This window comes from Pseudomonas sp. xss_2 (genome assembly GCF_043104195.1).
Lineage (GTDB): Bacteria > Pseudomonadota > Gammaproteobacteria > Pseudomonadales > Pseudomonadaceae > Aquipseudomonas > Aquipseudomonas urmiensis.
Genome location: NZ_JBICKL010000066.1, coordinates 35658 through 57095, shown reverse-complemented (window position 1 = coordinate 57095; position 21438 = coordinate 35658). Strand labels below are relative to the sequence as shown.

Below are 21438 nucleotides of genomic sequence, written 5' to 3'. Positions count from 1 at the left end.
GGTTCTCCGCTGGCTGGCGACGCACGCAAGGGCGCGGCGACAGATCGATAGGCAGGCAAACGGAGAACACGCAGGCGCCGTGACCCACGCCACAGGCAACCGCGCATCACCCTCCGTGATGCCATTGGCAGTAACAGGCCGGTCTCCGGGCTCGTGAGCGAAGCGCGGGCTTCTGCGCCGCGCGCCTTCCCGGGTCATTCAACCCAGTGGCCATGCGCGACCTTGACTCACCTACCGTTGCGGGGGCAGCGCCGGAATACCACCGGCTTCCCAGTTTCACCCCGCCAGACCGCAGCCTGCAGGGCACCTGAAACACGCCGCGAAGGTTAGAGGGTTGCACCGGGAGCGTCAATGAAACAAGGCCGATTTGGCCTGGATCAATGGCCGATCCGGCAGCTTGTGCCAGACTGTCAGCAGTGATATCACATAGCCATTACTTTCAGCTGAACGCGACCAATAACGATAAGGAGAGCGCAGCATGCAAGGTCTGATCATCAACAACCCGCGCCTGGAGTTCCTGCGCCCGGCACTGGAGCGCTGGGTCGACTGCATCGACCGCTTCAATCAGGTCCAGGGCGACAATGAGGCGCCTTACTGGCATGGCGCGGCGGCCAACGTCGGCATGCTGGCTGCGGCGGCCTGGCAGGCTGAACTGGTGGCGCTGGAGCAGTACCAGAGCAAGAAGCAGCGTGATGAGGGCGAGCGTGAGGGGCGCTGTGATCTGTCCCTCAGCAATGCTGAGGAGTCGATTCATTTGCGTGCCAGCCAGCGTTGGCCGCGGATTGCCCGGCTGGATTTGAGCGCGGCGCTGCAGGAGGCGACGGCGCTGGCCAAGCCTATTGCCTACCCCAGTCAGCTCAAGGCCGGCGCGCTGTTCATCAGCCCGTGGAAGACAGGACAGCATGCCAGTCCCGAGGAGCTGCAGGACCTGGTGGATGATCTGCAAAAGCACACGGCGTGTGTGCTGGCGTGGTATTTCCCGTATGCCTATCGCAAGTTGCATAACGAGCTGGGGCAATATTTTCCGGGGGTGGCGTTGATGGTGAAGCAGGGTTGAAGAATCGGGGCTGCATTGCAGCCCCTGGCAGCGGCCTCCTTACACCGATCGCTCAGGCAAAAGAACGGTGCCAGCAGCAGACTCCTGCTGCTTCACCGCCACCTCCCCCTCCATCGCCTCGCGCAACTTGTCCTTATCCAGCGCACCCACCCACTTGGCAATCGCCAGCGTCCCGACCCCGTTGCCAATGGTATTGGTGATCGCCCGCGCCTCGGACATGAACCGGTCCACGCCCAACAGCAAGACCATCCCAGCCACCGGAATGGTACCCAGCGAAGCCAGGGTCGCTGCGAGGATAATGAACCCCGACCCCGTCACCCCAGCCGAGCCCTTGGAGGTAAACATCAACACCGCCAGCACGATCAGCTGATCGCTGAAGCTCAGCGGCGTGTTGGTCGCCTGGGCAATGAAAATCGCCGCGATGGTGTAGTAGATCGCCTGGCCGTCGGGGTTGAAGGTCAGCCCCGAGGGGATGATCATCCCTGCCACCGGCTTGGACACTCCGGCCTTTTCCATCTTGGCGATCATCTGCGGCAGCACCGATTCAGACGAGCTGGTGCCGAGCACGGTGAACAGCTCCTCTTTGATGAAGCGCAGGAACTTCCACAAGCTGAAGCCAGCCCAGCGGCAGATCGGCCCGAGGATCACCACCACGAAGGCAAAGCAGGTCAGGTACACGCAGGCCATCAGCTTGCCCAGCGAGAACAGCGACTCGAAACCGTACTTGCCGATGGTGAAGGCAATCGCGCCGAATGCCCCGATCGGGGCCAGGCGCATGACCATGTTGACCACCACGAACATGCCGCGCATCAAGCTGTCGAGGTTGTCGACGAACAGCTGCGCTTTCGGACCGGCCTTGGCCAGGGCCACCCCAAGCAGAATGGAGAACAACAGGATCTGCAGGATATTGCCCTTGGCAAAGGCATCGACCACGGTATCGGGGATGATTCCCAGGACAAAGTCGAGGAACGAGCTGTGCTTGGCAGCGGCGGTGTAGCTGGCGATGCTGCCGCTATCCAGGCTCGCCGGGTCGATGTTCATGCCTGCGCCCGGCTGGAACACCTGTACTACCACCAGGCCGATCACCAGCGCCAGGGTCGACACCACCTCGAAGTAGATCAGCGCGCGAAAGCCCACCCGCCCCAGCTCTTTCATGTTTTCCATGCGGGCGATGCCGGTGACCACGGTGAGGAAGATCACCGGTGCCAGGAGCATCTTGATCAGTTTGATGAAGGCATCGCCAATCGGCTTGAGCGCCTCGCCGGTCTGCGGCCAGAGCACGCCGACGATGGCACCGATGATGACGGCGAGCAGGACTTGCACGTACAGCTTGCTGAGCATGCGTTTCATGATTTGGCCCTGATTGTTGTTTTTGTTCAGGAGTGCCTTGGGGCCTGGCGGTTACCGGCCCCGCAGCGCAAGTCGCGCGAATCAGCGGCGGATCAGCGCCAGCACCGCATCGGTAACCTCACGGGTAGTGGCCTTGCCGCCCAGGTCCGGGGTGTGCAGGCCGCTCTCGGTCACCGCTTCGATGGCAGACATCAATTCAGCCGCCGCCGCCGTTTCGCCCAGGTGCTCGAGCATCATCACCGCCGTCCAGAAGGTGGCGATGGGGTTGGCCACGCCTTTGCCGGTGATATCGAAGGCCGAACCGTGGATCGGCTCGAACATCGAGGGGAAATCGCGGCTTGGATTGAGGTTGGCGGTTGGCGCGATACCCAGGCTGCCGGACAGCGCGGCGGCCAGGTCGGAGAGGATGTCGGCATGCAGGTTGGTGGCCACCACCACGTCCAGTTGCTCAGGTTTGAGCACCATGGTGGTGGTCACCGCATCGACCAGCTCACGGGTGGTGCGCACGTCCGGATAATCTTGAGCGACTTCGGCGAACACCTCATCCCACAGCACCATGCCATGGCGCTGGGCATTGGATTTGGTCACCAGGGTCAGGTGCTTGGCCGGGCGGCTGCGGGCCAGCTCGAAGGCAAAACGGTGAATCCGCTCGACACCGACGCGGGTGAAGGTCGATACCTCGGTGGCGACCTCGATCGGCAGGCCCTGATGCACCCGTCCGCCACTGCCGGAGTACTCACCTTCTGAGTTCTCCCGCACGATCACCCAGTCGATCGCCTTGCCCTTGGCCAGCGGGCTGGTCACCCCCGGCAAGACCCGCGCCGGGCGCACGTTGGCATATTGATCGAAGCCCTGGCAGATCGGCAGACGCAGGCCCCACAGCGAGACATGGTCGGCTACCTCCAGGCTGCCGACGGCGCCGAAGAAGATCGCATCGAATGACTTCAATGCCTCAAGGCCACCTTCGGGAATGTACTGGCCTTCGCGCAGATAGCGCTCCGAGCCCCAGTCGAAATGCTCGAAGTCCAGGCCAAAGGTGCCGCGCTTGGCCGCCAGCGCCTTGAGTACTTCAACGCCTGCGGCGATCACTTCCACGCCGATGCCGTCACCTGGGATTGCTGCGATCTTGTACTTGCTCATGTCTCGGTTCCCATTGTTGTTGTGCCCCGCCGGGCTTGTCCTGACGGGTATGGGCCGAGTATATGTAGTGAAATCAGGGCAGCAGTTAACCCTGGATTACTACATAGATAACTCAGGGTTAACAATGAATCCAACACAGGACCTGGGCTTTTTTCACCTGCTGGCCAAGCAAGGCAGCCTGGCCGCAACTGCACGTGAGCTGGGGGTTACGCCCCCGGCGGTGAGCAAGCGCTTGAGCGTCTTGGAGGCGCGCCTGGGGGTGCGCTTGGTCAATCGCACCACCCGCTCGATGAGCCTGACTGCTGAAGGCGAGTTGTACTTTGCCCATGCGGCGCGGATCCTGGTGCAGGTCGATGAGGTCGAGCAGTTGCTCGGCCGTCATCGCGCCGAGCCCAAGGGGCTGATCCGGGTCAATGCCTCGCTGGGCTTCGGTCGGCGCTACATCGGCCCGGCGCTCGCCGACTTCTACGCGCGCTATCCAGATATCGAAGTGCAGCTGGAAATCAGTGATCATCCGCTGGACCTGGCCAGCCATGGCTTCGACTTAGGCATCCGCTTTGGCACCCTGCCCGACGCCTCGTTCCATGCACGCAAGATCGCCTCCAATCGGCGCCTGCTGTGCGCCTCACCGCTGTATCTGGACAAATACGGCACGCCGTCGAAACTGGCCGACCTGGCCCAACACAACTGCATTTTCCTGCGCCAGAACGAGTCGCCCTATGGCGTATGGAGCTTCACCAGCGGCGGGCGCACGCAGACCATCAAGGTGCAAGGCGCCCTGAGCTGCAACGATGGTGAAGTGGCACTGAATTGGGCGTTGCAAGGGCATGGCATCCTGCTGCGCGCCGAGTGGGACATCGCCCGCTACGTGCGTAGCGGGCGCTTGCGTTTGCTCCTCGAAGACCAGACACCTAGCCGCGCCGACGTCTATGCGGTGTACCCGCAGCAGTTACATCTATCGACGCGGGTGCGGCGTCTGATCGACTTTTTGATCGAACGTTTTGAGCGCATCGATCATCTGGATCTGGAGGATGTCCAGTAGCTGCTACAGGGCATCGACTGGAAAGAACCGATCGAGCAAGACCTGCGATTTCAGCTTCAGGCCGTAGGCTGTCCGATCGAACGGCTCGCCCGTACGCATATCGTAGATCGGCCCTGACGCAGGCTTGCCAATTTGGCTGAGCGACACGTGAATGAACCGATATCCCTCGCCATAGACTTGCTCAAGCTGATCGATGCGAAAGTAATGGCCGGGCAGAAACAGGGTTTCGGCTTCCTCCCAGTACAGGGAGAATGCACTGATCGGGGTGCCGCTTTGGTAACGACCGGCGGGCAGCTCAAACACCACCGAACTGTCATCGAAGGCGCCCAGCAGCCCGGTTGCACCTCCCCCTGTCACGGATGAGGCGAACTGGCGTACCAGATAAGGGTTTTCGGTGAACGAGGTGAGGTCGGTATTGATCAACACATCGCCGACTTTCAATTGACCATTGCGAAAATGCGCACCACTGGTGCTGCGCCCACCATGACCACCGCGATACAGATTGACTGCATTGTTGCTAGGCAAGGACTCGAGGGTATCGGCCAGGTCGTTGATGTAACTGGCTGCGTCCGCATGGTTGTAAACCCCATCACGCAGGACTTGATTGATCTGTGAAGCTTCGTCGGTGTAGTACTCGATCAGGAAGTTGACGAACTCCCCACCCTCATAGCGAAAGGAGTATTGCGGCTTACCGTTGAGCATCACACACGACAGCCCATGGCGATCGATGCCGAGCGTTACATCCTTGCCCAAGGTGGGGATCCCCCAGGCCACCAGCAGCTTTTTCTGCCGAGCTCGCGCTTGCGCCGAAAGCAAGCGGCTGCGCAGCCCGTGGGTCTTCATGTATTCGTCCCATAACGGCGAGGGTCGACTGGGAATGCCCACAGCCGCGAATGGAGTACCGCCCAACAAGCTTGGCGGTTGCAGCAACTGCCACTCACCAAACTCATCCAAGCGCACCGGCAGCAAAGGGCCGAAGGCAAAGGGGTTGTCGGCCGGAACGATCAGCCAACAGGCCATTTCATGGCTGTAGCGTGCGCGATAGGTCAACCCCTGCACCTGGACCCAACACGCACCATCTTGGGTAACGCGTACACCGCGTAAGCGGCCACTGCTGACCAGCTGACCATCGTTCAACAGGTTGCTTTCTCTGCCGGCCAGAGCAACTTCGGGGGTGGGACTAAGCGACCAGCTGTCGAGCGCTACGCCCCTCTCATGGAAGGGCGCCTGGTAGGCCAACGAGGCAAAGGTCGACTGGAACCCAAGATCAGCCAGGCTCAGCGCCGCGAACAAACTGTCAAGCAAGGCTTGGCGCAAGGCCGCCTTGCGGGCCTCCTCGTCGGGAGCATGTGCAGCAATGTCTACTTGTAGGCCCAGCTTGGTTACAGCTGCCCCCAGAAGCACCAAGCTCACTGGCCAGCCGAGCGGAGCGAAACCGCCAAACACCGTGAGAAAGGCTGAAAGATAGCCACTCCACATGGCCTCTCGCAGCCCTGCGTTATCGAGCATGAGCGACGCATTTTCCTGCATTTGCGCCTGCGCCTGGCTGGCCATATGGGTGAAGAAATCACCCGTGATCGCCTCTCGATTAAACGTCAGTATGGCCAGGGCTGCCTGATCAGAAGCGGTGTCGGCAATGGCTTTGAGGGTGACTCGGACCAGGTCGGACAGCGACTTGTCACGTGGATTGGTCAGGATATTGGCGAGAAACTCGTTTCGCCCCTGCTCACTTTGCAAGGCATCGCGCAGCCACCGCGCCATTTCCAACTCGGTATCGAACGCCCTGAGTGCTTCACCCGACCAGGGCAGGTAAAGCAGCACCGGGCCACGTTGCCCGCGCAGGGTATAGATACAACCGCTCTCTCCTCTACCCAGCTGATAGCGACTTACCGCCAGCGTCCCACTGGTGCTGTCCTGACGCAATTGAGCGATGGTTGGCAGTTGGCTGGATGACTCCAGTCCATCGGCCACCATGGCGCGCAAGGCCGTGGCGTTGGCGGAGCTGATGCGCCCGGCACGCACCGCCTTGACGCTCTCACCGAGGATGTTGATCTTGGCCAGCACGCGGACATCAGAAGTCTGCGTTGCCCAGAACTGGGCAACTTCGGCCCGGTACAGCTGGGCAAAATTCAGCGCCCACAGATCTTGCTGAACAGCCGCGGCGAGCATTGGCACCTCATTACGCTCATCGAACTGATTAGCGTGCGGCCCTTGTCTGTAGAAGCCACCATAAAGGTCCAACTCATCGCTGGCGTCCTGATAGCGCAGGTCGAAACGTTGCACTATCAGTTCGGCCAAGGTCATGGACTTCACAGGTTGGCCGCTGTGCTGCCAGCCGTTGAAGGTACGGCTGCTGGAACTACTGGTAGCAAACTGGTGCCACCAGACGAATCGTGGGTCTATCGCCTTGCCGGTATGTTTAAGCAGGATGGCGCTCGCATGCTTGCGCGCCAGCACATAGGGATCGGGATAATCGCGGATAAAGTCATCGACAAGCTGCACCAGCGACCAGCCGACATCCAAGGATGCAAGTTCACGCTGTTTTCTTTGTTCAATAGTGCTCATGGCCACCTCTGGGCTGCGATTGTTCGGCGCTCATGATCGCTAACGAGGTGTATGGGCTTGTGGTAGATGTATGGTGCGGGCAGCAGCTATGGACCTCCTGCGGCGAACTTTAAAGCTCAGCGACGGGGGGCTGCTGCATCTTCAACCTGTTGTGGCCTTTGCCATCGGCCCCAGTGGATCCGGCGAGACAGTCGATCCACTGGTGGTTTTGGGGATAGGGAGGGTCAAGCGAACGGGTGGGTTGTGGGTGGCGGCGATTGGGCTGGCGCTATGTCGATGGACAGCGCTGGCGGATGTTTAGGCCTTTTCGCGGGCAAGCCCGCTCCCACAGGCCCACCGCCAACCGTAACAACGGCGCGGTGCCTGTAGGAGCGGGCTTGCCCGCGAAGAGGCCAGAACAAACACTACAAATCAGGGATTGTGCGCCAAATGCCCCGGCGGGATGATCCGCTTAGCCTGCAAATAAGCCTTGGCCCAGTAGCTATTGGAAAGATAATCCAGACGCACCGTCCCACCTGTGGAAGGCGCATGAACAAAGCGCCCCTCCCCCACATAAATTCCGGCATGGCTAACCTGCGACCCACCGTTCGTCGCAAAGAACACCAAATCCCCCGACTGCAGCGCCCGCTGCTCCACAGTTGGGGCGCGCATGACGATCATCTCCCGCGTCGAACGCGGCAAACTGATCCCCGCAGCATCGCGGTACACATAGCCAATCAAGCCACTGCAATCGAACCCTGAATCGGGCGTATTACCGCCCCAACGATAGGGCGTACCGACCAAGCCAATTGCCCGGAACAGCACATCTTCCGCCACCGGCGAGGCGCTAACTTGTTGATTGAAGGTAGTTTGTGGCTTGACCACCGGCGCCGGTGCAGGCGCACGGCTGGAGCAGGCAGCCAGCAAGGCCACCAGGGAAAGTAATGCGAAGCGCGCCATCATCACCATGGCCAAAACTTCCTGTCAGAGACCGATCGACCGCAGCCGAAAAGAGTTGAGAAATTAGATTAGACGCTTTCTGTAAATGCGCACGGCGGCGAGCTTTTCAGCATCGCCGCCGCGGGAGAATATAGCAATTCGCTATCAGTTGCGCGAGATCGTGGTCGGCGCCATGGCCAGGGCGCGCTTGGCCTCGATGAAGGTCTTGCTCCAGTAGCGGTCACCGAGGTTGTCGATGCGCACACCACCGCTGCGGCGACTGCTGGAGTGGATGAACTGATTGTCACCCAGGTAGATGCCAGCATGGCTGACGCGGCCACGGCCATTGGTGCTGAAGAACAGCAGATCACCTGGCTTGAGTTTGTTCCGGGCAACCTTGGGCGCATCGACGTTGATCATCTCGCGGGTCGAGCGCGGCAGGGTCATGCCGGCTTCCTCACGGAACAGATAACCGATGAAACCGCTGCAGTCGAAACCGGATTTCTCCGAGGTACCGCCAAAGCGATAGCGAGTGCCGATCAGCGACATGCCACGCTCCAGGATGCTGTCGGCAAGGACTGGCAACTGGTACGGCTTGCTGGTGCTGGAAAAGGCGTCGAGGTCTTCTTCAGTGGCCACTGGCTCTTCAGCGAAAACCGAAGAGGCCGAAGCTTTGGCCATGACCGCCGAATGGGCGGCGACCTGATGTTGATCCTGAGGCTGGGAAACCGGGCCATGAGCCGCGCAGCCAAAAAGCAGGGTCACGAGTGCGAGTGGCACGAGGGGTGCGAAGCGCTTGAGCATGGGCACGACCGTGTCTGTAATCCTTTAGAAGGGTGAGACTATGCCCTCTATCATGGCCATTTGCAAATTTTATCGAAAAAGATGTGACTTTTCCTACGCAACGCTCTGGCCCGCTGTTTTCAAGGACTTACCAGCCGAGGGTTTCCTTGAGGAACGGGATGGTCAGTTTGCGCTGGGCCTGCAGCGAGGCCTGATCGAGGCGTTCGAGCAGATCGAACAGCGCACTCATGCTGCGCGCGCCACGGGTGAGGATGAAATGGCCGACCTCATCGGTCAGGTGCAGGCCACGGCGCGAAGCGCGCAGTTGCAAGGCGCGCAGCTTGTCTTCGTCGGACAGACCGCGCATCTGGAAGATCAGCGCCAAGGTTAGGCGCGACTTAAGGTCAGGCAGTTTGATCGGCAGCTCACGCGGCGAGCTGGAGGCCGCCAAGAGCAGGCGCCGGCCGCTGTCGCGCAGGCGGTTGAAGAGGTGGAACATGGCCTCTTCCCAATCGGCTTTGCCGGCGATCACATGCAAGTCGTCGATGCACACCAGCTCGTATTGTTCGAGGTGGTCGAGCAGCTCTACGCCGCGCTCGAGCAATTGCGCCAGCGGCAGGTACACGGCAGGTTCGCCGCGTTGCTGGAAACGGTGGGTGGCGGCCTGCAACAGGTGAGTTCGGCCCACACCCTGTTTGCCCCATAAATAAATGAGGCTCTCGGTCCAGCCGGCGTCGGCTTCACATAGCCGCTCGACGTAGCCTAATGCCGCGGCATTGGCGCCCGGATAGTAGTTGATGAAGGTAGCGTCATCGCGCAGACGCACACCCAGGGGCAACTGGATCGGTTTCATGCTGGCTGACGGTCGCGAGGACCACGGGGGCCTTTGGTGAACAGTGTGCAAAGTCTATACCCGCAGCGCGGGCGGCACAATCGGCGAGCGCAAGAGCGCAAGTAAAATCAATGAGTTGCGCGGTAAAAATGCTAAAAAAGGGGCCTTTGCACGGCCCCTGACGGTGTCACAGGTCCGGATCGACCTCGCCGCCGTACATGTCCGACTCCTTGTACAAGTCATGCACATGACGCAGCAGCACCATGATCACAGCCGCCACGGGCAAGGCCAGCAGCACCCCGGTAAAGCCAAACAGCTCGCCCCCGGCCAGAATCGCGAAGATCACCGCCACCGGATGCAGGCCAATGCGATCGCCCACCAGCATCGGCGTCAGCACCATGCCTTCGAGCACCTGGCCGATCATGAACACCGCGACGATGCCCAGCAGCGGATACGGATCGCCGCCAAACTGGAACAACCCGGCAATCAAAGCGGCGCCGATGCCAATGATGAAGCCCATGTACGGCACGATCGCCGCAAGCCCGGCCAACAGACCGATCAACAGACCCAGTTCCAGGCCTACCAGCATCAAGCCGCTGGAATAGATCACGCCCAGCGCCAGCATCACCAGCAACTGACCACGCACGAAGGCGCCGAGTACTTCATGGCATTCGCCCGCCAGGCCCATCACCTGCGACTCACGCTGGCGTGGCAGCAGACTGCGCAGCTTGGCCATCATCACGTCCCAGTCGCGCAGCAAGTAGAAGCCCACCACCGGGATCAGCACCAGGTTGGCCAGCCACGCCATCAGCGCCAGACTCGAGGCGGTGGCCTGCGACAGCAGCATGCCGACGATGTCGGTGGTCTGGCCCATGTGCGCGCCGACCGCAGCCTTGATCTTGTCGAACTTCCAGAAGCCGTCGGCCAGGCCCAGGCGGCTCTGCACCCAAGGCAGCGCAACATGCTGCAGCCAGTCGAGCATTTGCGGCGTCAGTTCGTACAGGCGCACCAACTGCTTGGCCAACATCGGGATCAGCACCAGCAACATGGCCATGAAGATCAAGGTGAACAGGCTGAACACCACCACCACGCCCCAGGTGCGTGACAGGCCCAGGCGCTCCAGGCGATCGACCAGCGGGTCGGCCAGATACGCCAGGAGAATGCCAACCAGAAACGGAGAAAGAATGTTGTGCAGGCTATATAGCAGCACGGCGATCAGCAGGGCCACGCCCAGCCATACCCAGCGACGCGGGTCAGTCATCATGTGCACGTATCCTTACCAGGCAAAACGCAGGCCGTCGAACGGCTTGGGCGCAGCGGCCTGAACCGCCGCAGGCTGCTCGGCCCCAGGCTGGGCTGCGGGCGCCGGCGGATTAGCCGGGCTGGCCGGTTGTTCGGCTGGCAGTTCCTGAAGCTTGGCCAGGCCCAATTGGGCGCGCAGCTGGTCACGATTGCCGGTGACGGCATAGGTCAGCGTGGCGCCATCGGCCATCTGCAAGCGCGGGCCATAGGGTTCGAGCACACGGCTGAGCTCAGCGTAGCGCTGCAGGTTCATGCCCTGCACTTGCACTTGCAGCTCACTGCTGGCTCCCGGGCGGGTGACATAGCGCGGTGCCAGGCGGTTGCTGACTGCGAGCATGACCGCATCGGCCAACGCGCCCTGGTCAGCGCCTTCGGCATCGCCTTGTTCGCGCTGATCCCCCAGCCACAGCTGCCATTTACCCTGCCACTTGCCGTCGGCTTCATGGGCGTGCACCGCCAGCAAGGCATCGGCGCCATAGCGCTCGGAGGCCTCGCGCAGCGGCGCCGGGTCCTTGCCTTCCAGCTGCTTAGGGGTGGCGACCAGTTGTTCCTGCAGATCAGCCAACGGCAGGCGCAGTGGCAGGCCACGATGCTGGGCGGCGCGGCGCAGCGGTTCGGCAGCGCTCTGACCATCGCCGACCAGGCTGCTGCCATCGACACTGTCATTCAACCACCAACCGAGAATCGCTGGCCGGTTGCTGCCCCACAGGGCCAGGCCGGCCTTGCGCAGGGCGCGCTCGGTGCTGCCGGGGTCGAACTCCACCAGCACGCTTTCCGGCGGGCCAGCATCGCTACCGACCTGATTGATGATCTGCTGCGGATCGCTGCGCAGCGCGGCCAGGGCCGGGCTCTGCGGCGCCTTGGGGTCGCCGGTCAAGCGCAGTACCAAGGTATCCAGGGCTTGGCGGGTGGCCTGGGTACGGGCTTCGCTGCCCTGCCCTTGCAGCGGTTCGCGAACTTGATACAGCCCGGATACCGCCTCGGCCTGGGCGGCAGTGCCGACCAGGGCCAGGCAACCGGCGGCCAGGTAGTTGAGAAAACGCATGGAGGATTCCTGTCCAGTGAGCTAAGTGACGGCGAACGTCGCGCCTGCCGGCTCAGACCACTGCGTGAGAAAATCGCTCCTTCACGCCTGCAATCAGAGTCTGCCGCCTTTTCTATACCTTATACAGGCGCTGGCGCGGCAACCAGTCGCGCACGCCTAAACAAGGTTTTTTAATCGATTCCCGGCCAGTCGGTCGGCCTGAGGATGGCCGCTGCCCGGCAACCCTGATAAAATCGCGCGCCTTCGCAGACCAGTGACGAACAGGCAGCCGCCGCTTTAACAGCCGGCCTTGGCCGTCGCGGTCGTTTTCCTGAATCCCTCCCTCCTAAAGGCCTGGATCAATGAGCAAGCAACCCTCCCTGAGCTACAAGGACGCCGGTGTAGACATCGACGCCGGCGAAGCACTGGTCGAACGCATCAAGGGCGTGGCCAAGCGCACCGCACGCCCTGAAGTCATGGGTGGCCTGGGCGGCTTCGGCGCCCTCTGCGAGATCCCGGCCGGCTACAAGCAGCCGGTTCTGGTCTCCGGCACCGACGGCGTCGGCACCAAGCTGCGCCTGGCGCTGAACCTGAACAAGCACGACAGCATCGGCCAGGACCTGGTCGCCATGTGCGTCAACGACCTGGTGGTCTGTGGCGCCGAGCCGCTGTTCTTCCTCGACTACTACGCCACCGGCAAGCTCAATGTCGACGTCGCCGCGACCGTGGTCACCGGCATCGGCGCTGGCTGTGAACTGGCTGGCTGCTCCCTGGTGGGTGGCGAAACCGCCGAAATGCCAGGCATGTACGAGGGTGAAGACTACGACCTGGCCGGCTTCTGCGTCGGCGTGGTGGAAAAGGCCGAGATCATCGACGGCTCGAAAGTCGCCAGCGGCGATGCGCTGATCGCCCTGCCCTCGTCCGGTCCGCACTCCAATGGCTACTCGCTGATCCGCAAGATCCTCGAAGTGTCCAACACCGACATCGACAGCACCCAGCTCGACGGCAAGCCGCTGGCTGACCTGCTGATGGCCCCGACCCGCATCTACGTCAAGCCGCTGCTCAAGCTGATCAAAGACACCGGCGCGGTCAAAGCCATGGCCCACATCACCGGTGGTGGCCTGCTCGACAACATCCCACGCGTGCTGCCGAAGAACGCCCAGGCGATCATCGACGTAGCCAGCTGGCAGCGTCCGGCCGTATTCGATTTCCTCCAGGAAAAAGGCAACGTCGACGAGCACGAAATGCACCGCGTACTGAACTGCGGCGTTGGCATGGTCATCTGCGTCGCTCAGGATCAGGTCGACAACGCCCTGAACGTGCTGCGCGCAGCGGGTGAGCAGCCATGGGTCATCGGCCAGATCGCCGATGCCGCCGAAGGCGCTGCCCAGGTCGAGCTGCAAAACCTCAAGGCACACTGATGCCGAGCAAGACCTGCAACGTTGTGGTACTGCTGTCGGGTTCCGGCAGCAACCTGCAAGCGCTGATCGACAGCAGCCTGGGTCAAGACAGCCCGGTGCAGATTCGCGGGGTGATCTCCAACCGCGCCGACGCCTATGGCCTGGAACGGGCCAAGGCCGCCGGGATCGACACCGCAGTGCTGCAACACCAGGGTTTCGATGGGCGCCAAGCCTTCGATGCAGCGCTGATGGCGCTGATCGACGGCATGCAGCCTGACCTGGTGGTCCTGGCTGGCTTCATGCGCATCCTCAGTGGCGACTTCGTGCGCCACTACCAGGGCCGCCTGCTCAACATCCACCCCTCGTTGCTGCCCAAATACAAGGGCCTGCATACCCACCAGCGTGCGCTGGAGGCGGGTGATGCCGAGCACGGCTGCAGCGTGCACTTCGTCACCGAGGAACTCGATGGCGGGCCACTGGTCGTACAGGCAGTGGTTGCGGTAGCGCCAGACGACACCGTGCAAAGCCTGGCCGACCGGGTTCACCATCAGGAACACCAGATCTACCCGCTGGCGGTGCGCTGGTTCGCTCAAGGGCGCTTGCGTCTTGGCGAACACGGTGCATTACTGGATGGCCAGCCGCTGGCGGCCAGCGGTCACTTGATTCGACCCTAGGAGAATTTATGCGTCGCGCCCTGCTCTTGGCTCTCGCCGTGCTTGCCCTGCCCCTCCAGGCAGCCGATCTGAAGCCGTTCTCGGCCAGCTACACCGCCGACTGGAAGCAGCTGCCCATGAGCGGCACCGCTGAACGTAGCCTGGTGAAGAATGCCAATGGTACCTGGGACCTTCATTTCAAGGCTTCCATGATGATTGCCAGCCTCACCGAGCAAAGCACCCTGCGCCTGGACAACGACACCCTGCTGCCACAGAAGTACCACTTCGAGCGTGGCGGCCTGGGCAAAGCGAAGAAAGTCGACCTGGACTTCGACTGGACCGCGAAAAAAGTCACCGGTAGCGACCGTGGCGATGCCATCAACCTGCCGCTCAACCGCGGCGTGTTGGACAAGTCGTCCTATCAATTGGCGCTGCAGCATGACGTGGCCGCCGGCAAGAAGAGCATGACCTACCAGGTGGTCGACGGTGACGAGATCGACACCTACGACTTCCGCGTGCTGGGGACTGAGAAAGTCAGCACCAAGACCGGCCAGGTCGATGCGGTCAAGGTCGAGCGCGTGCGCGACCCGAGCCAAAGCAAGCGCATCACCGAGTTGTGGTTCGCCAAGGACTGGGACTACCTGCTGGTGCAACTGCGTCAGGTTGAAACTGATGGCAAGGAGTACGTGATCGTGCTGCAGGACGGCACGGTCGATGGCAAGTCGGTGAAAGGTAACTGATCGCCTGGGCTTGTTGCTGACACACAAACCCCGCCGCGTGCGGGGTTTCTTTTTGCCTTTGGTATTGGGTGATACATGGCGCGTGGGAGCGGGCTTGCCCTGCGATAGCGTTGCTTGGTCTGACGCTATCGCGGGGCAAGCCCGCTCCCACGTTTCCACATGCGCGCTTCATTAAACATGTTTCATCGGCAGTTTATTTACTTAGCCTGCTAACAAACTCTATAACTAAGGCCTGCGACACAGTGCCGCAGCCAACGAGAAGTGGAGTTTTAACGATGACAGTCCAAGTAAGCGAACGCGACGAATCGAAAATGTCCCACGAAGGCCTGGCCGCCGGTGTGCGGATCTGGGATGTGCATCAGCAAGGTCAGCTGGTCGGCATGTTCCACCAGGAGCATGAAGCCCATCAGTACCGCATGGAGCTTGAGCACCTGGAGAACCAGCGCCACACGCAGTAAACAGTCTCCGATAAAAAACCCCGCCAAGGCGGGGTTTTTCATGTTTACCACATCAGGTCGTCAGGGATCTTGTAGGCCGCGTACGGATCGTCCTCGTCCGCCTCCTCGACATGGGTATTGAGCAGCAGGATGCGATTAGGGTCGCGCTCCTGGATCTTCACCGCCGCTTCGCGCGGGATCACCTCGTAACCACCGCCGAACGACACCACCGCCAACGAGCCATTGCTCAGCTTGCTGCGCATCAAGGCGTTGACAGCGATGCGCTTGACCTTCTTGTCGTCGACGAAGTTGTAGTAGTCCTCGGTGGTCAGCTTGGGCAGGCGGGTGGCTTCGATCAATTGCTTGATCTGCGCGGCGCGGGCTTTGTGCTCGGCCTTTTCCTGCTGCTGACGGTTCAGCTCCTGATCGCGCTTGGCCTTCTCGGCCATGGCTTCCTTGGCCAGGCGCTGCTGGGTGTCGTCCACCTCGACCTGGCCCTTTTGTTCCAGGCGCTTCTGTTTCTTTTCTGCTTTGTTGGTCTGCTTGACCTGCTTCTGGTTAACCAGACCGGCCTTGAGCAATTGGTCGCGAAGGGAAAGGCTCATGGATGTTCACTCACTTATGCAACAGCTCAGCCGCAGCTGGGCAGGTTCTTTTCCTGACGTTTGGCTTCACCCCAAAGGGCGTCCAGCTGGTCAAGGTTACACTCTTCGATCGGCTTGCCGCTGTCGCGCAAGGCCTGTTCGATGAAGCGGAAACGTCGCTCGAACTTGCGGTTCGCGCGACGCAGGGCGTTTTCCGGGTCATGCTTGAGGTGCCGGGCCAGGTTGACGGTGGCAAACAGCAGGTCGCCGATTTCGTCTTCCAGCGCATCGCTGTCGCCGTCGGCCATGGCCTGCAATACCTCATCAAGCTCCTCGCGGACCTTGTCCAGCACCGGCAGTGCTTCTGGCCAGTCGAAGCCGACCGTGGCCGCACGCTTTTGTAGCTTGGCCGCTCGCGATAAGGCTGGCAACGCGGCAGGCACATCGTCGAGCAACGACAGCTGCTCTGGCTCGCTGTGCTCGGCGCGCTCCTCGGCCTTGATCTGCTCCCAACGGGCTTTGACCTCGGCCTCACTCAGGCGTGGGGTGTCGAGGGCCGCATAGAGATCGCCGGTGGGGAATACGTGAGGGTGGCGACGAATCAGCTTGCGGGTGATGGCATCGACCACACCGGCGAACTCGAAACGGCCCTCCTCGCGCGCCAGCTGGCTGTAGTAGACCACCTGGAACAACAGGTCGCCCAGCTCGCCTTGCAGGTGAACAAAGTCGCCGCGCTCGATAGTATCGGCGACTTCATACGCCTCTTCGAGGGTGTGCTGGACAATGCTGGCGTAGTCCTGCTTGAGGTCCCAGGGGCAGCCGTGCTTGGGGTCGCGCAGCCGGGCCATCAGGTGCAGCAGATCTTCTAGGGTGTAGGTCATGGGTCAATCCTTCCGGACCGTGTCGCCCCATTCGCGGGCAAGCCCGCGCCCACAAGGACCGCTGAGATCCTGTAGGAACGGGCTTGCCCGCGAAGAGGCCGCCGCGATTTCAAGGGGTACGATTACGCCGCGTCTCGATGATGTTAGGCAACTGCGAAATGCGCCCCAGCAAGCGTCCGAGGGCACCCAGGCCCGGAATCTCGATGGTCAGCGACATCAGCGCGGTGTTGTCTTCCTTGTTCGAGCGGGTGTTGACCGCCAGCACGTTGATCTTCTCGTTGAGCAACACCTGCGACACGTCGCGCAGTAAGCCTGGGCGGTCGTAGGCGCGGATGATGATGTCCACCGGGTAGGTCTGTACCGGCACCGGGCCCCAACTGACCTGGATGATCCGCTCCGGCTCACGGCCAGCCAGTTGCAGCACCGAGGCGCAGTCCTGGCGGTGGATGGTCACGCCGCGGCCTTGGGTGATGTAACCGACGATCGCCTCACCGGGCAGCGGCTGGCAGCAACCGGCCATCTGCGTGAGCAGGTTGCCGACCCCCTGGATCTGGATATCGGCACGCTTGCCGGTGCGCGAACTCGATGATTTGCGCGGGGTGAGCTCGATCTGCTCGATGCGCTCAGGTTCGAGCAACTGCTGCGCGGCGTTGACCAGATGGGCCAGGCGCAAGTCGCCGGCGCCGAGGGCAGCGAACATGTCCTCGGCCGTCTTGACGTTGGCCTTCTCCGCCAAACGCTCGAAGTCCACCTGCGGCAGGCCGAGGCGGCTGAGTTCGCGTTCGAGCAGGGTCTTGCCGGCAGCGACGTTCTGGTCGCGTGCTTGCAGCTTGAACCAGTGGACGATCTTCGCCCGTGCCCGCGAGGTGGTGACATAGCCGAGGTTGGAGTTCAGCCAGTCGCGGCTAGGGCTGCCGTGCTTGCTGGTGATGATCTCCACCTGCTCGCCGGTCTGCAGGCTGTAGTTGAGCGGTACGATCCGCCCGTTGATCTTGGCGCCGCGGCAGTTGTGGCCGATCTCGGTGTGCACGCGGTAGGCGAAGTCCAGCGGCGTGGCACCCTTGGGCAGGTCGATGGCATGGCCGTCGGGGGTAAAGATATACACCCGGTCCGGCTCGATATCGACCCGCAACTGCTCGGCCAGGCCGCCGATGTCGCCCAGTTCCTCGTGCCACTCCAGCACCTGGCGCAACCAGGAGATTTTTTCTTCGTAGTGGTTGGAGCTGGCCTTGACGTCGGTGCCCTTGTAGCGCCAGTGGGCGCAGACGCCGAGCTCGGCTTCCTCGTGCATGCCGTGGGTACGGATCTGCACTTCCAGCACCTTGCCCTCAGGGCCGATCACCGCAGTGTGCAGCGAGCGATAGCCGTTCTCCTTGGGGTTGGCGATGTAGTCGTCGAATTCCTTGGGGATGTGCCGCCACAGGGTATGCACGATGCCGAGCGCGGTGTAGCAATCGCGGATTTCCGGCACCAGCACGCGCACGGCGCGCACGTCATAGATCTGGCTGAACTCCAGGCCCTTGCGCTGCATCTTGCGCCAGATCGAATAGATGTGTTTCGCCCGGCCACTGATATCGGCGTTGACGCCGGTGGCCAGCAGCTCGTTCTGCAGCTGGTTCATCACGTCGCTGATAAACCGCTCGCGGTCCAGCCGGCGCTCGTGCAGGAGCTTGGCGATCTGCTTGTACTGATCGGGTTCGAGGTAGCGGAAGGACAGGTCCTCCAGCTCCCACTTGATATGACCGATACCCAGGCGATGGGCCAACGGCGCATAGATGTCGAACACCTCACGCGCCACGCGCAGGCGTTTTTCATCGTCGGCGGCCTTGACCGCACGAATCGCGCAGGTGCGCTCGGCGAGCTTGATCAGGGCCACGCGCACGTCGTCGACCATGGCCACGAGCATCTTGCGCAGGTTTTCCACCTGCGCCTGGGAGCCGAGTACCAGCGACTGACGCGGGCTAAGACTGGCACTGATCGCCGCCATGCGCAGCACGCCGTCGATCAGCTTGGACACCACCGGACCAAAGCGCTGGCCGACCTCGGCCAGGGTCACCTTGCCTTCGCGCACCGAGCGGTAGATCACTGCAGCTACCAGCGAATCCTGGTCAAGCTTCAGGTCTGCGAGAATTTCGGCAATTTCCAGACCGGCCTGGAAGCTGGACGTACCGTCCGCCCAGGAATGCTTGGCCGGGTTGCCCTTTTTCTCGACTTCCTGAGCGAACTCACAAGCCTCTTTCAGGGCCACGCGGTCCAACGCCGAATCGACGCTGACCACATGATCCAACCACGCTTCGAGATTGATACTGCCGTCGGTGTTGACCGGCTGGTGCACTCTCACCTGTACCATCTTTGCTTTACCTTTCCATACAGCGCACCACGCAGGTGCACTGACAATCACCGTGTGACCTCCAATCCATGGAAGCCGCACCAAGGGGCCAGCTGACTAGCCCGCTTCGAATAACGCCATGGCTTCGACATGCGCCGTCTGAGGAAACATGTCGAGAATCCCGGCCCTTGTTAACCGGTACCCTTGAGCGACCAGCACCTGGGCGTCTCGCGCCAGCGTCGCTGGGTTGCAGGACACGTAGACCAACCGCTTGGCCTTGAGGCGTGCGATGCCTTGCACCACCTCGAAAGCACCGTCGCGCGGTGGATCCAAGAGTACCGCAGAAAAGCCCTCGGCGGCCCATCCGGCGCCTGCCAAAGGCTGCGATAAATCGGCCTGAAAAAACCGTGCGTTATGCACATTGTTTTCCCCGGCATTGGCCGCGGCCCGATCGACCATGGCCTGTACACCTTCCACCGCAACCACTTCGCGGGCCAGCCTGGCCAGCGGCAGGGCAAAGTTGCCCAGGCCACAGAACAGATCCAGCACCCGCTCATCGGCTTGCGGCGCGAGCCAGGCCAGGGCCTGCTCGATCATCATCGTATTGACCTGGGCATTGACCTGGACGAAGTCGCCCGGCCGCCAGGCCAGTTGCAACGCCCACGGCTCCAGGGTGAAGCCCAAGGTTTGCCCGGCCTCGACTGGCGCCGGCTCACCGTCCCCTTGCAACCATAGCTGGGCACCGGCTTGTTTGCAGAAGGCCTGCAGGCGCGCCAGGTCGTCTTCCGGCAGTGGCGCCACATGCCGCACCAGCAACGCTTCGGCGCTACCACTGAACAGCTCGACATGGCCCAGGGCCTGAGGTTTGCTCAAGCTGCGCAGCACAGTCGGCAAATGCCGCATGATCGTTTGCAAGGGCTGTACCAGCACCGGGCAGTCGTCGATGGCGATGATGTCCTGGCTGGCTTCGGCACGAAAGCCTACGTCCAGTTGCCGCGCCTTGGCGTCCCAACGCACGGCGATGCGCGCCCGGCGGCGGTAGCCAAACTCCGGACCGAACAGCGGCGCGGCCCAGGCCTGCGGCTGGATACCGGCCACCCGCTGCAACTGCTCGGCGAGCAGGCGCTGCTTGAGTACGAGCTGGTCTTCATGCGCCAGGTGCTGCAAGTTGCAGCCGCCGCAGCGGTCGAAATGCCGACACGGCGCCTGGCGCCGTTCGGCGCTGGCCTGCAACACCCGCTCAAGACGCGCTTCGACGATCTTGCCGCGGGCATTGAGCACCCGCGCCTCGACCGCTTCGCCAGCCAACGCACCGCTGACGAACCAGGTGCGCCCGTCATGGAAGGCGATACCTCGGCCATCTCCGGACAGCCGCTCGATGTCCAGGCGCTGCTTCTTGCCCACCGGGACTTGGGGTGCACGGTTGCCGCCGGCCGGTTGGAAGCGCAGGCCGCCTTTGCTTTTCTTGCTGGTCATCAGGTCGCGTCAAACAGGCCGGTGGAGAGATAACGATCACCGCGATCACAAATGATCGCGACCATCACGGCGTTTTCCACTTCCTGGGACAGGCGCAGCATGGCTGCCACCGCACCACCGGAAGACACACCGCAGAAAATGCCCTCTTCACGGGCAAGGCGACGGGTGACGTTTTCGGCCTCGGCCTGGGACATGTCCACGACCCGATCAACGCGGGTGGCATCGAAGATCCTCGGCAGGTATTCCTGCGGCCAGCGGCGGATGCCGGGGATGGCCGAGCCTTCCATCGGTTGCAGACCGACGATCTGCACCGCTGGGTTTTGCTCCTTGAGGTACTGCGAGCAGCCCATGATGGTCCCGGTGGTGCCCATGGAGCTGACAAGATGAGTGATGGTGCCTTGCGTCTGTTGCCAGATTTCCGGGCCGGTGCTGGTGTAGTGGGCAATCGGGTTGTCGCCGTTGGCGAACTGATCCAGGACCAGGCCACGGCCTTCGGCCTGGAGCTTCTCGGCCAGATCGCGCGCACCTTCCATACCCTCTTCCTTGCTGACCAGGATCAGCTCGGCGCCATAGGCCGTCATCGCCGCCTTGCGTTCGGCAGTGGAGTTGTCCGGCATGATCAGGATCATCTTGTAACCCTTGATCGCCGCCGCCATGGCCAAGGCGATACCGGTGTTACCGGAGGTCGCTTCGATCAGGGTGTCACCGGGCTTGATCTGGTTGCGCAGCTCGGCGCGGGTGATCATCGACAGCGCCGGGCGGTCTTTGACCGAGCCTGCGGGGTTGTTGCCTTCGAGCTTGAGCAGCAAGGTATTGCTGGTTTCGCCGGCTAAGCGCTGCAGGCGAACCAGAGGCGTATTGCCGACGCAATCGGCGATGGTTGGGTACTGCAGGGTCATGGCGTATTTCGCAATCCGGACGGCAG

General features: G+C 62.0%; 19 protein-coding genes and 1 riboswitch. Of the genes, 6 read left to right on the top strand and 13 right to left on the bottom strand.

Translation table 11 applies throughout. The annotated features are described in order from the left end of the window. Window positions 1–118 precede the first annotated feature (118 nt). Window positions 119–326, bottom strand: a riboswitch (cobalamin riboswitch). A 152-nt stretch (window positions 327–478) separates the two neighbouring features. Then, entirely contained in the window at window positions 479–1057 is a 579-nt protein-coding gene (locus tag ACF8K2_RS16865) for a hypothetical protein (RefSeq protein ID WP_392466186.1), read from the top strand. A 39-nt stretch (window positions 1058–1096) separates the two neighbouring features. Here the strand turns inward: ACF8K2_RS16865 and ACF8K2_RS16860 are convergent, their stop codons facing one another. Both ACF8K2_RS16860 and ACF8K2_RS16855 read right to left on the bottom strand, forming a co-directional pair. Beyond that, the gene (locus ACF8K2_RS16860) at window positions 1097–2407 is read right to left on the bottom strand and encodes a dicarboxylate/amino acid:cation symporter (RefSeq protein ID WP_392466184.1); all 1311 of its coding nucleotides are present in this window, start codon (window positions 2405–2407) and stop codon (window positions 1097–1099) included. An 81-nt stretch (window positions 2408–2488) separates the two neighbouring features. Beyond that, the gene (locus tag ACF8K2_RS16855; RefSeq protein WP_392466181.1) at window positions 2489–3547 is read right to left on the bottom strand and encodes a tartrate dehydrogenase; all 1059 of its coding nucleotides are present in this window, start codon (window positions 3545–3547) and stop codon (window positions 2489–2491) included. A 124-nt stretch (window positions 3548–3671) separates the two neighbouring features. Between ACF8K2_RS16855 and ACF8K2_RS16850 the strand changes: the two genes are divergently transcribed. Continuing rightward, window positions 3672–4589, top strand: a complete 918-nt coding sequence (locus tag ACF8K2_RS16850) for a LysR family transcriptional regulator (RefSeq protein ID WP_186554657.1) — start codon at window positions 3672–3674, stop codon at window positions 4587–4589. A 3-nt stretch (window positions 4590–4592) separates the two neighbouring features. Here ACF8K2_RS16850 and ACF8K2_RS16845 read toward each other — a convergent pair whose 3' ends face one another. The 6 genes from ACF8K2_RS16845 to ACF8K2_RS16820 all read right to left on the bottom strand — a co-directional run bounded on the left by ACF8K2_RS16845 (window position 4593) and on the right by ACF8K2_RS16820 (window position 12034). Then, complete coding sequence (locus tag ACF8K2_RS16845; protein WP_392466177.1) at window positions 4593–7154, bottom strand: dermonecrotic toxin domain-containing protein; 2562 nt, start codon at window positions 7152–7154, stop codon at window positions 4593–4595. Window positions 7155–7565: 411 nt separating this feature from the next. Further along, window positions 7566–8102: a C40 family peptidase gene (locus ACF8K2_RS16840; protein ID WP_392466172.1), complete on the bottom strand. Its 537-nt coding sequence runs from the start codon at window positions 8100–8102 to the stop codon at window positions 7566–7568. 135 nt (window positions 8103–8237) lie between these two features. After that, the gene (locus ACF8K2_RS16835) at window positions 8238–8876 is read right to left on the bottom strand and encodes a C40 family peptidase (RefSeq protein ID WP_186554654.1); all 639 of its coding nucleotides are present in this window, start codon (window positions 8874–8876) and stop codon (window positions 8238–8240) included. A gap of 127 nt (window positions 8877–9003) precedes the next feature. Continuing rightward, window positions 9004–9708: a DnaA regulatory inactivator Hda gene (hda, locus tag ACF8K2_RS16830; RefSeq protein ID WP_186554653.1), complete on the bottom strand. Its 705-nt coding sequence runs from the start codon at window positions 9706–9708 to the stop codon at window positions 9004–9006. Between the two features lie 166 nt (window positions 9709–9874). Then, the gene (locus tag ACF8K2_RS16825; protein WP_264235828.1) at window positions 9875–10948 is read right to left on the bottom strand and encodes an AI-2E family transporter; all 1074 of its coding nucleotides are present in this window, start codon (window positions 10946–10948) and stop codon (window positions 9875–9877) included. Window positions 10949–10963: 15 nt separating this feature from the next. Further along, entirely contained in the window at window positions 10964–12034 is a 1071-nt protein-coding gene (locus ACF8K2_RS16820; protein WP_392466167.1) for a DUF2066 domain-containing protein, read from the bottom strand. A gap of 341 nt (window positions 12035–12375) precedes the next feature. Here ACF8K2_RS16820 and purM point away from each other — a divergent pair, with 341 nt between their 5' ends. The 4 genes from purM to ACF8K2_RS16800 all read left to right on the top strand — a co-directional run bounded on the left by purM (window position 12376) and on the right by ACF8K2_RS16800 (window position 15264). Further along, window positions 12376–13434: a phosphoribosylformylglycinamidine cyclo-ligase gene (gene purM / locus ACF8K2_RS16815; protein ID WP_186554651.1), complete on the top strand. Its 1059-nt coding sequence runs from the start codon at window positions 12376–12378 to the stop codon at window positions 13432–13434. After that, complete coding sequence (purN, locus tag ACF8K2_RS16810; RefSeq protein WP_264235738.1) at window positions 13434–14087, top strand: phosphoribosylglycinamide formyltransferase; 654 nt, start codon at window positions 13434–13436, stop codon at window positions 14085–14087. Before purM ends, purN begins: the two co-directional genes overlap by 1 nt. Window positions 14088–14095: 8 nt before the next feature. Next, complete coding sequence (locus ACF8K2_RS16805) at window positions 14096–14806, top strand: DUF3108 domain-containing protein (protein WP_312154735.1); 711 nt, start codon at window positions 14096–14098, stop codon at window positions 14804–14806. A 275-nt stretch (window positions 14807–15081) separates the two neighbouring features. Then, on the top strand, window positions 15082–15264 hold the full coding sequence (locus ACF8K2_RS16800) for a hypothetical protein (RefSeq protein WP_186554648.1): 183 nt from the start codon (window positions 15082–15084) through the stop codon (window positions 15262–15264). 44 nt (window positions 15265–15308) lie between these two features. Here the strand turns inward: ACF8K2_RS16800 and ACF8K2_RS16795 are convergent, their stop codons facing one another. From ACF8K2_RS16795 to cysM, 5 genes are all read right to left on the bottom strand, one after another. After that, entirely contained in the window at window positions 15309–15848 is a 540-nt protein-coding gene (locus ACF8K2_RS16795; protein WP_264235799.1) for a DUF2058 domain-containing protein, read from the bottom strand. Between the two features lie 26 nt (window positions 15849–15874). Then, window positions 15875–16708 (bottom strand): nucleoside triphosphate pyrophosphohydrolase, encoded by an 834-nt coding sequence (mazG, locus tag ACF8K2_RS16790; protein ID WP_264235800.1) that lies wholly within the window; start codon window positions 16706–16708, stop codon window positions 15875–15877. A gap of 109 nt (window positions 16709–16817) precedes the next feature. Further along, entirely contained in the window at window positions 16818–19058 is a 2241-nt protein-coding gene (relA, locus tag ACF8K2_RS16785; protein ID WP_186554645.1) for a GTP diphosphokinase, read from the bottom strand. Window positions 19059–19154: 96 nt separating this feature from the next. Then, entirely contained in the window at window positions 19155–20513 is a 1359-nt protein-coding gene (rlmD, locus tag ACF8K2_RS16780; protein WP_392466151.1) for a 23S rRNA (uracil(1939)-C(5))-methyltransferase RlmD, read from the bottom strand. Beyond that, the gene (gene cysM, locus ACF8K2_RS16775) at window positions 20513–21412 is read right to left on the bottom strand and encodes a cysteine synthase CysM (RefSeq protein ID WP_392466149.1); all 900 of its coding nucleotides are present in this window, start codon (window positions 21410–21412) and stop codon (window positions 20513–20515) included. The genes rlmD and cysM overlap by 1 nt, the downstream gene beginning before the upstream one ends. Between the last annotated feature and the right edge of the window lie 26 nt (window positions 21413–21438).

What these genes read in the sequence shown, in the direction of transcription:
- ACF8K2_RS16825 (WP_264235828.1), bottom strand. Translation starts at nt 10,948, where the DNA reads ATGACTGACCCGCGTCGCTGGGTATGGCTGGGCGTGGCCCTGCTGATC.
- ACF8K2_RS16840 (WP_392466172.1), bottom strand. Translation starts at nt 8,102, where the DNA reads ATGGTGATGATGGCGCGCTTCGCATTACTTTCCCTGGTGGCCTTGCTG.
- ACF8K2_RS16820 (WP_392466167.1), bottom strand. Translation starts at nt 12,034, where the DNA reads ATGCGTTTTCTCAACTACCTGGCCGCCGGTTGCCTGGCCCTGGTCGGC.
- ACF8K2_RS16850 (WP_186554657.1), top strand. Translation starts at nt 3,672, where the DNA reads ATGAATCCAACACAGGACCTGGGCTTTTTTCACCTGCTGGCCAAGCAA.
- ACF8K2_RS16805 (WP_312154735.1), top strand. Translation starts at nt 14,096, where the DNA reads ATGCGTCGCGCCCTGCTCTTGGCTCTCGCCGTGCTTGCCCTGCCCCTC.
- purN (WP_264235738.1), top strand. Translation starts at nt 13,434, where the DNA reads ATGCCGAGCAAGACCTGCAACGTTGTGGTACTGCTGTCGGGTTCCGGC.
- cysM (WP_392466149.1), bottom strand. Translation starts at nt 21,412, where the DNA reads ATGACCCTGCAGTACCCAACCATCGCCGATTGCGTCGGCAATACGCCT.
- ACF8K2_RS16800 (WP_186554648.1), top strand. Translation starts at nt 15,082, where the DNA reads ATGACAGTCCAAGTAAGCGAACGCGACGAATCGAAAATGTCCCACGAA.
- relA (WP_186554645.1), bottom strand. Translation starts at nt 19,058, where the DNA reads ATGGTACAGGTGAGAGTGCACCAGCCGGTCAACACCGACGGCAGTATC.
- ACF8K2_RS16795 (WP_264235799.1), bottom strand. Translation starts at nt 15,848, where the DNA reads ATGAGCCTTTCCCTTCGCGACCAATTGCTCAAGGCCGGTCTGGTTAAC.
- ACF8K2_RS16860 (WP_392466184.1), bottom strand. Translation starts at nt 2,407, where the DNA reads ATGAAACGCATGCTCAGCAAGCTGTACGTGCAAGTCCTGCTCGCCGTC.
- mazG (WP_264235800.1), bottom strand. Translation starts at nt 16,708, where the DNA reads ATGACCTACACCCTAGAAGATCTGCTGCACCTGATGGCCCGGCTGCGC.
- ACF8K2_RS16855 (WP_392466181.1), bottom strand. Translation starts at nt 3,547, where the DNA reads ATGAGCAAGTACAAGATCGCAGCAATCCCAGGTGACGGCATCGGCGTG.
- rlmD (WP_392466151.1), bottom strand. Translation starts at nt 20,513, where the DNA reads ATGACCAGCAAGAAAAGCAAAGGCGGCCTGCGCTTCCAACCGGCCGGC.
- purM (WP_186554651.1), top strand. Translation starts at nt 12,376, where the DNA reads ATGAGCAAGCAACCCTCCCTGAGCTACAAGGACGCCGGTGTAGACATC.
- ACF8K2_RS16845 (WP_392466177.1), bottom strand. Translation starts at nt 7,154, where the DNA reads ATGAGCACTATTGAACAAAGAAAACAGCGTGAACTTGCATCCTTGGAT.
- hda (WP_186554653.1), bottom strand. Translation starts at nt 9,708, where the DNA reads ATGAAACCGATCCAGTTGCCCCTGGGTGTGCGTCTGCGCGATGACGCT.
- ACF8K2_RS16835 (WP_186554654.1), bottom strand. Translation starts at nt 8,876, where the DNA reads ATGCTCAAGCGCTTCGCACCCCTCGTGCCACTCGCACTCGTGACCCTG.
- ACF8K2_RS16865 (WP_392466186.1), top strand. Translation starts at nt 479, where the DNA reads ATGCAAGGTCTGATCATCAACAACCCGCGCCTGGAGTTCCTGCGCCCG.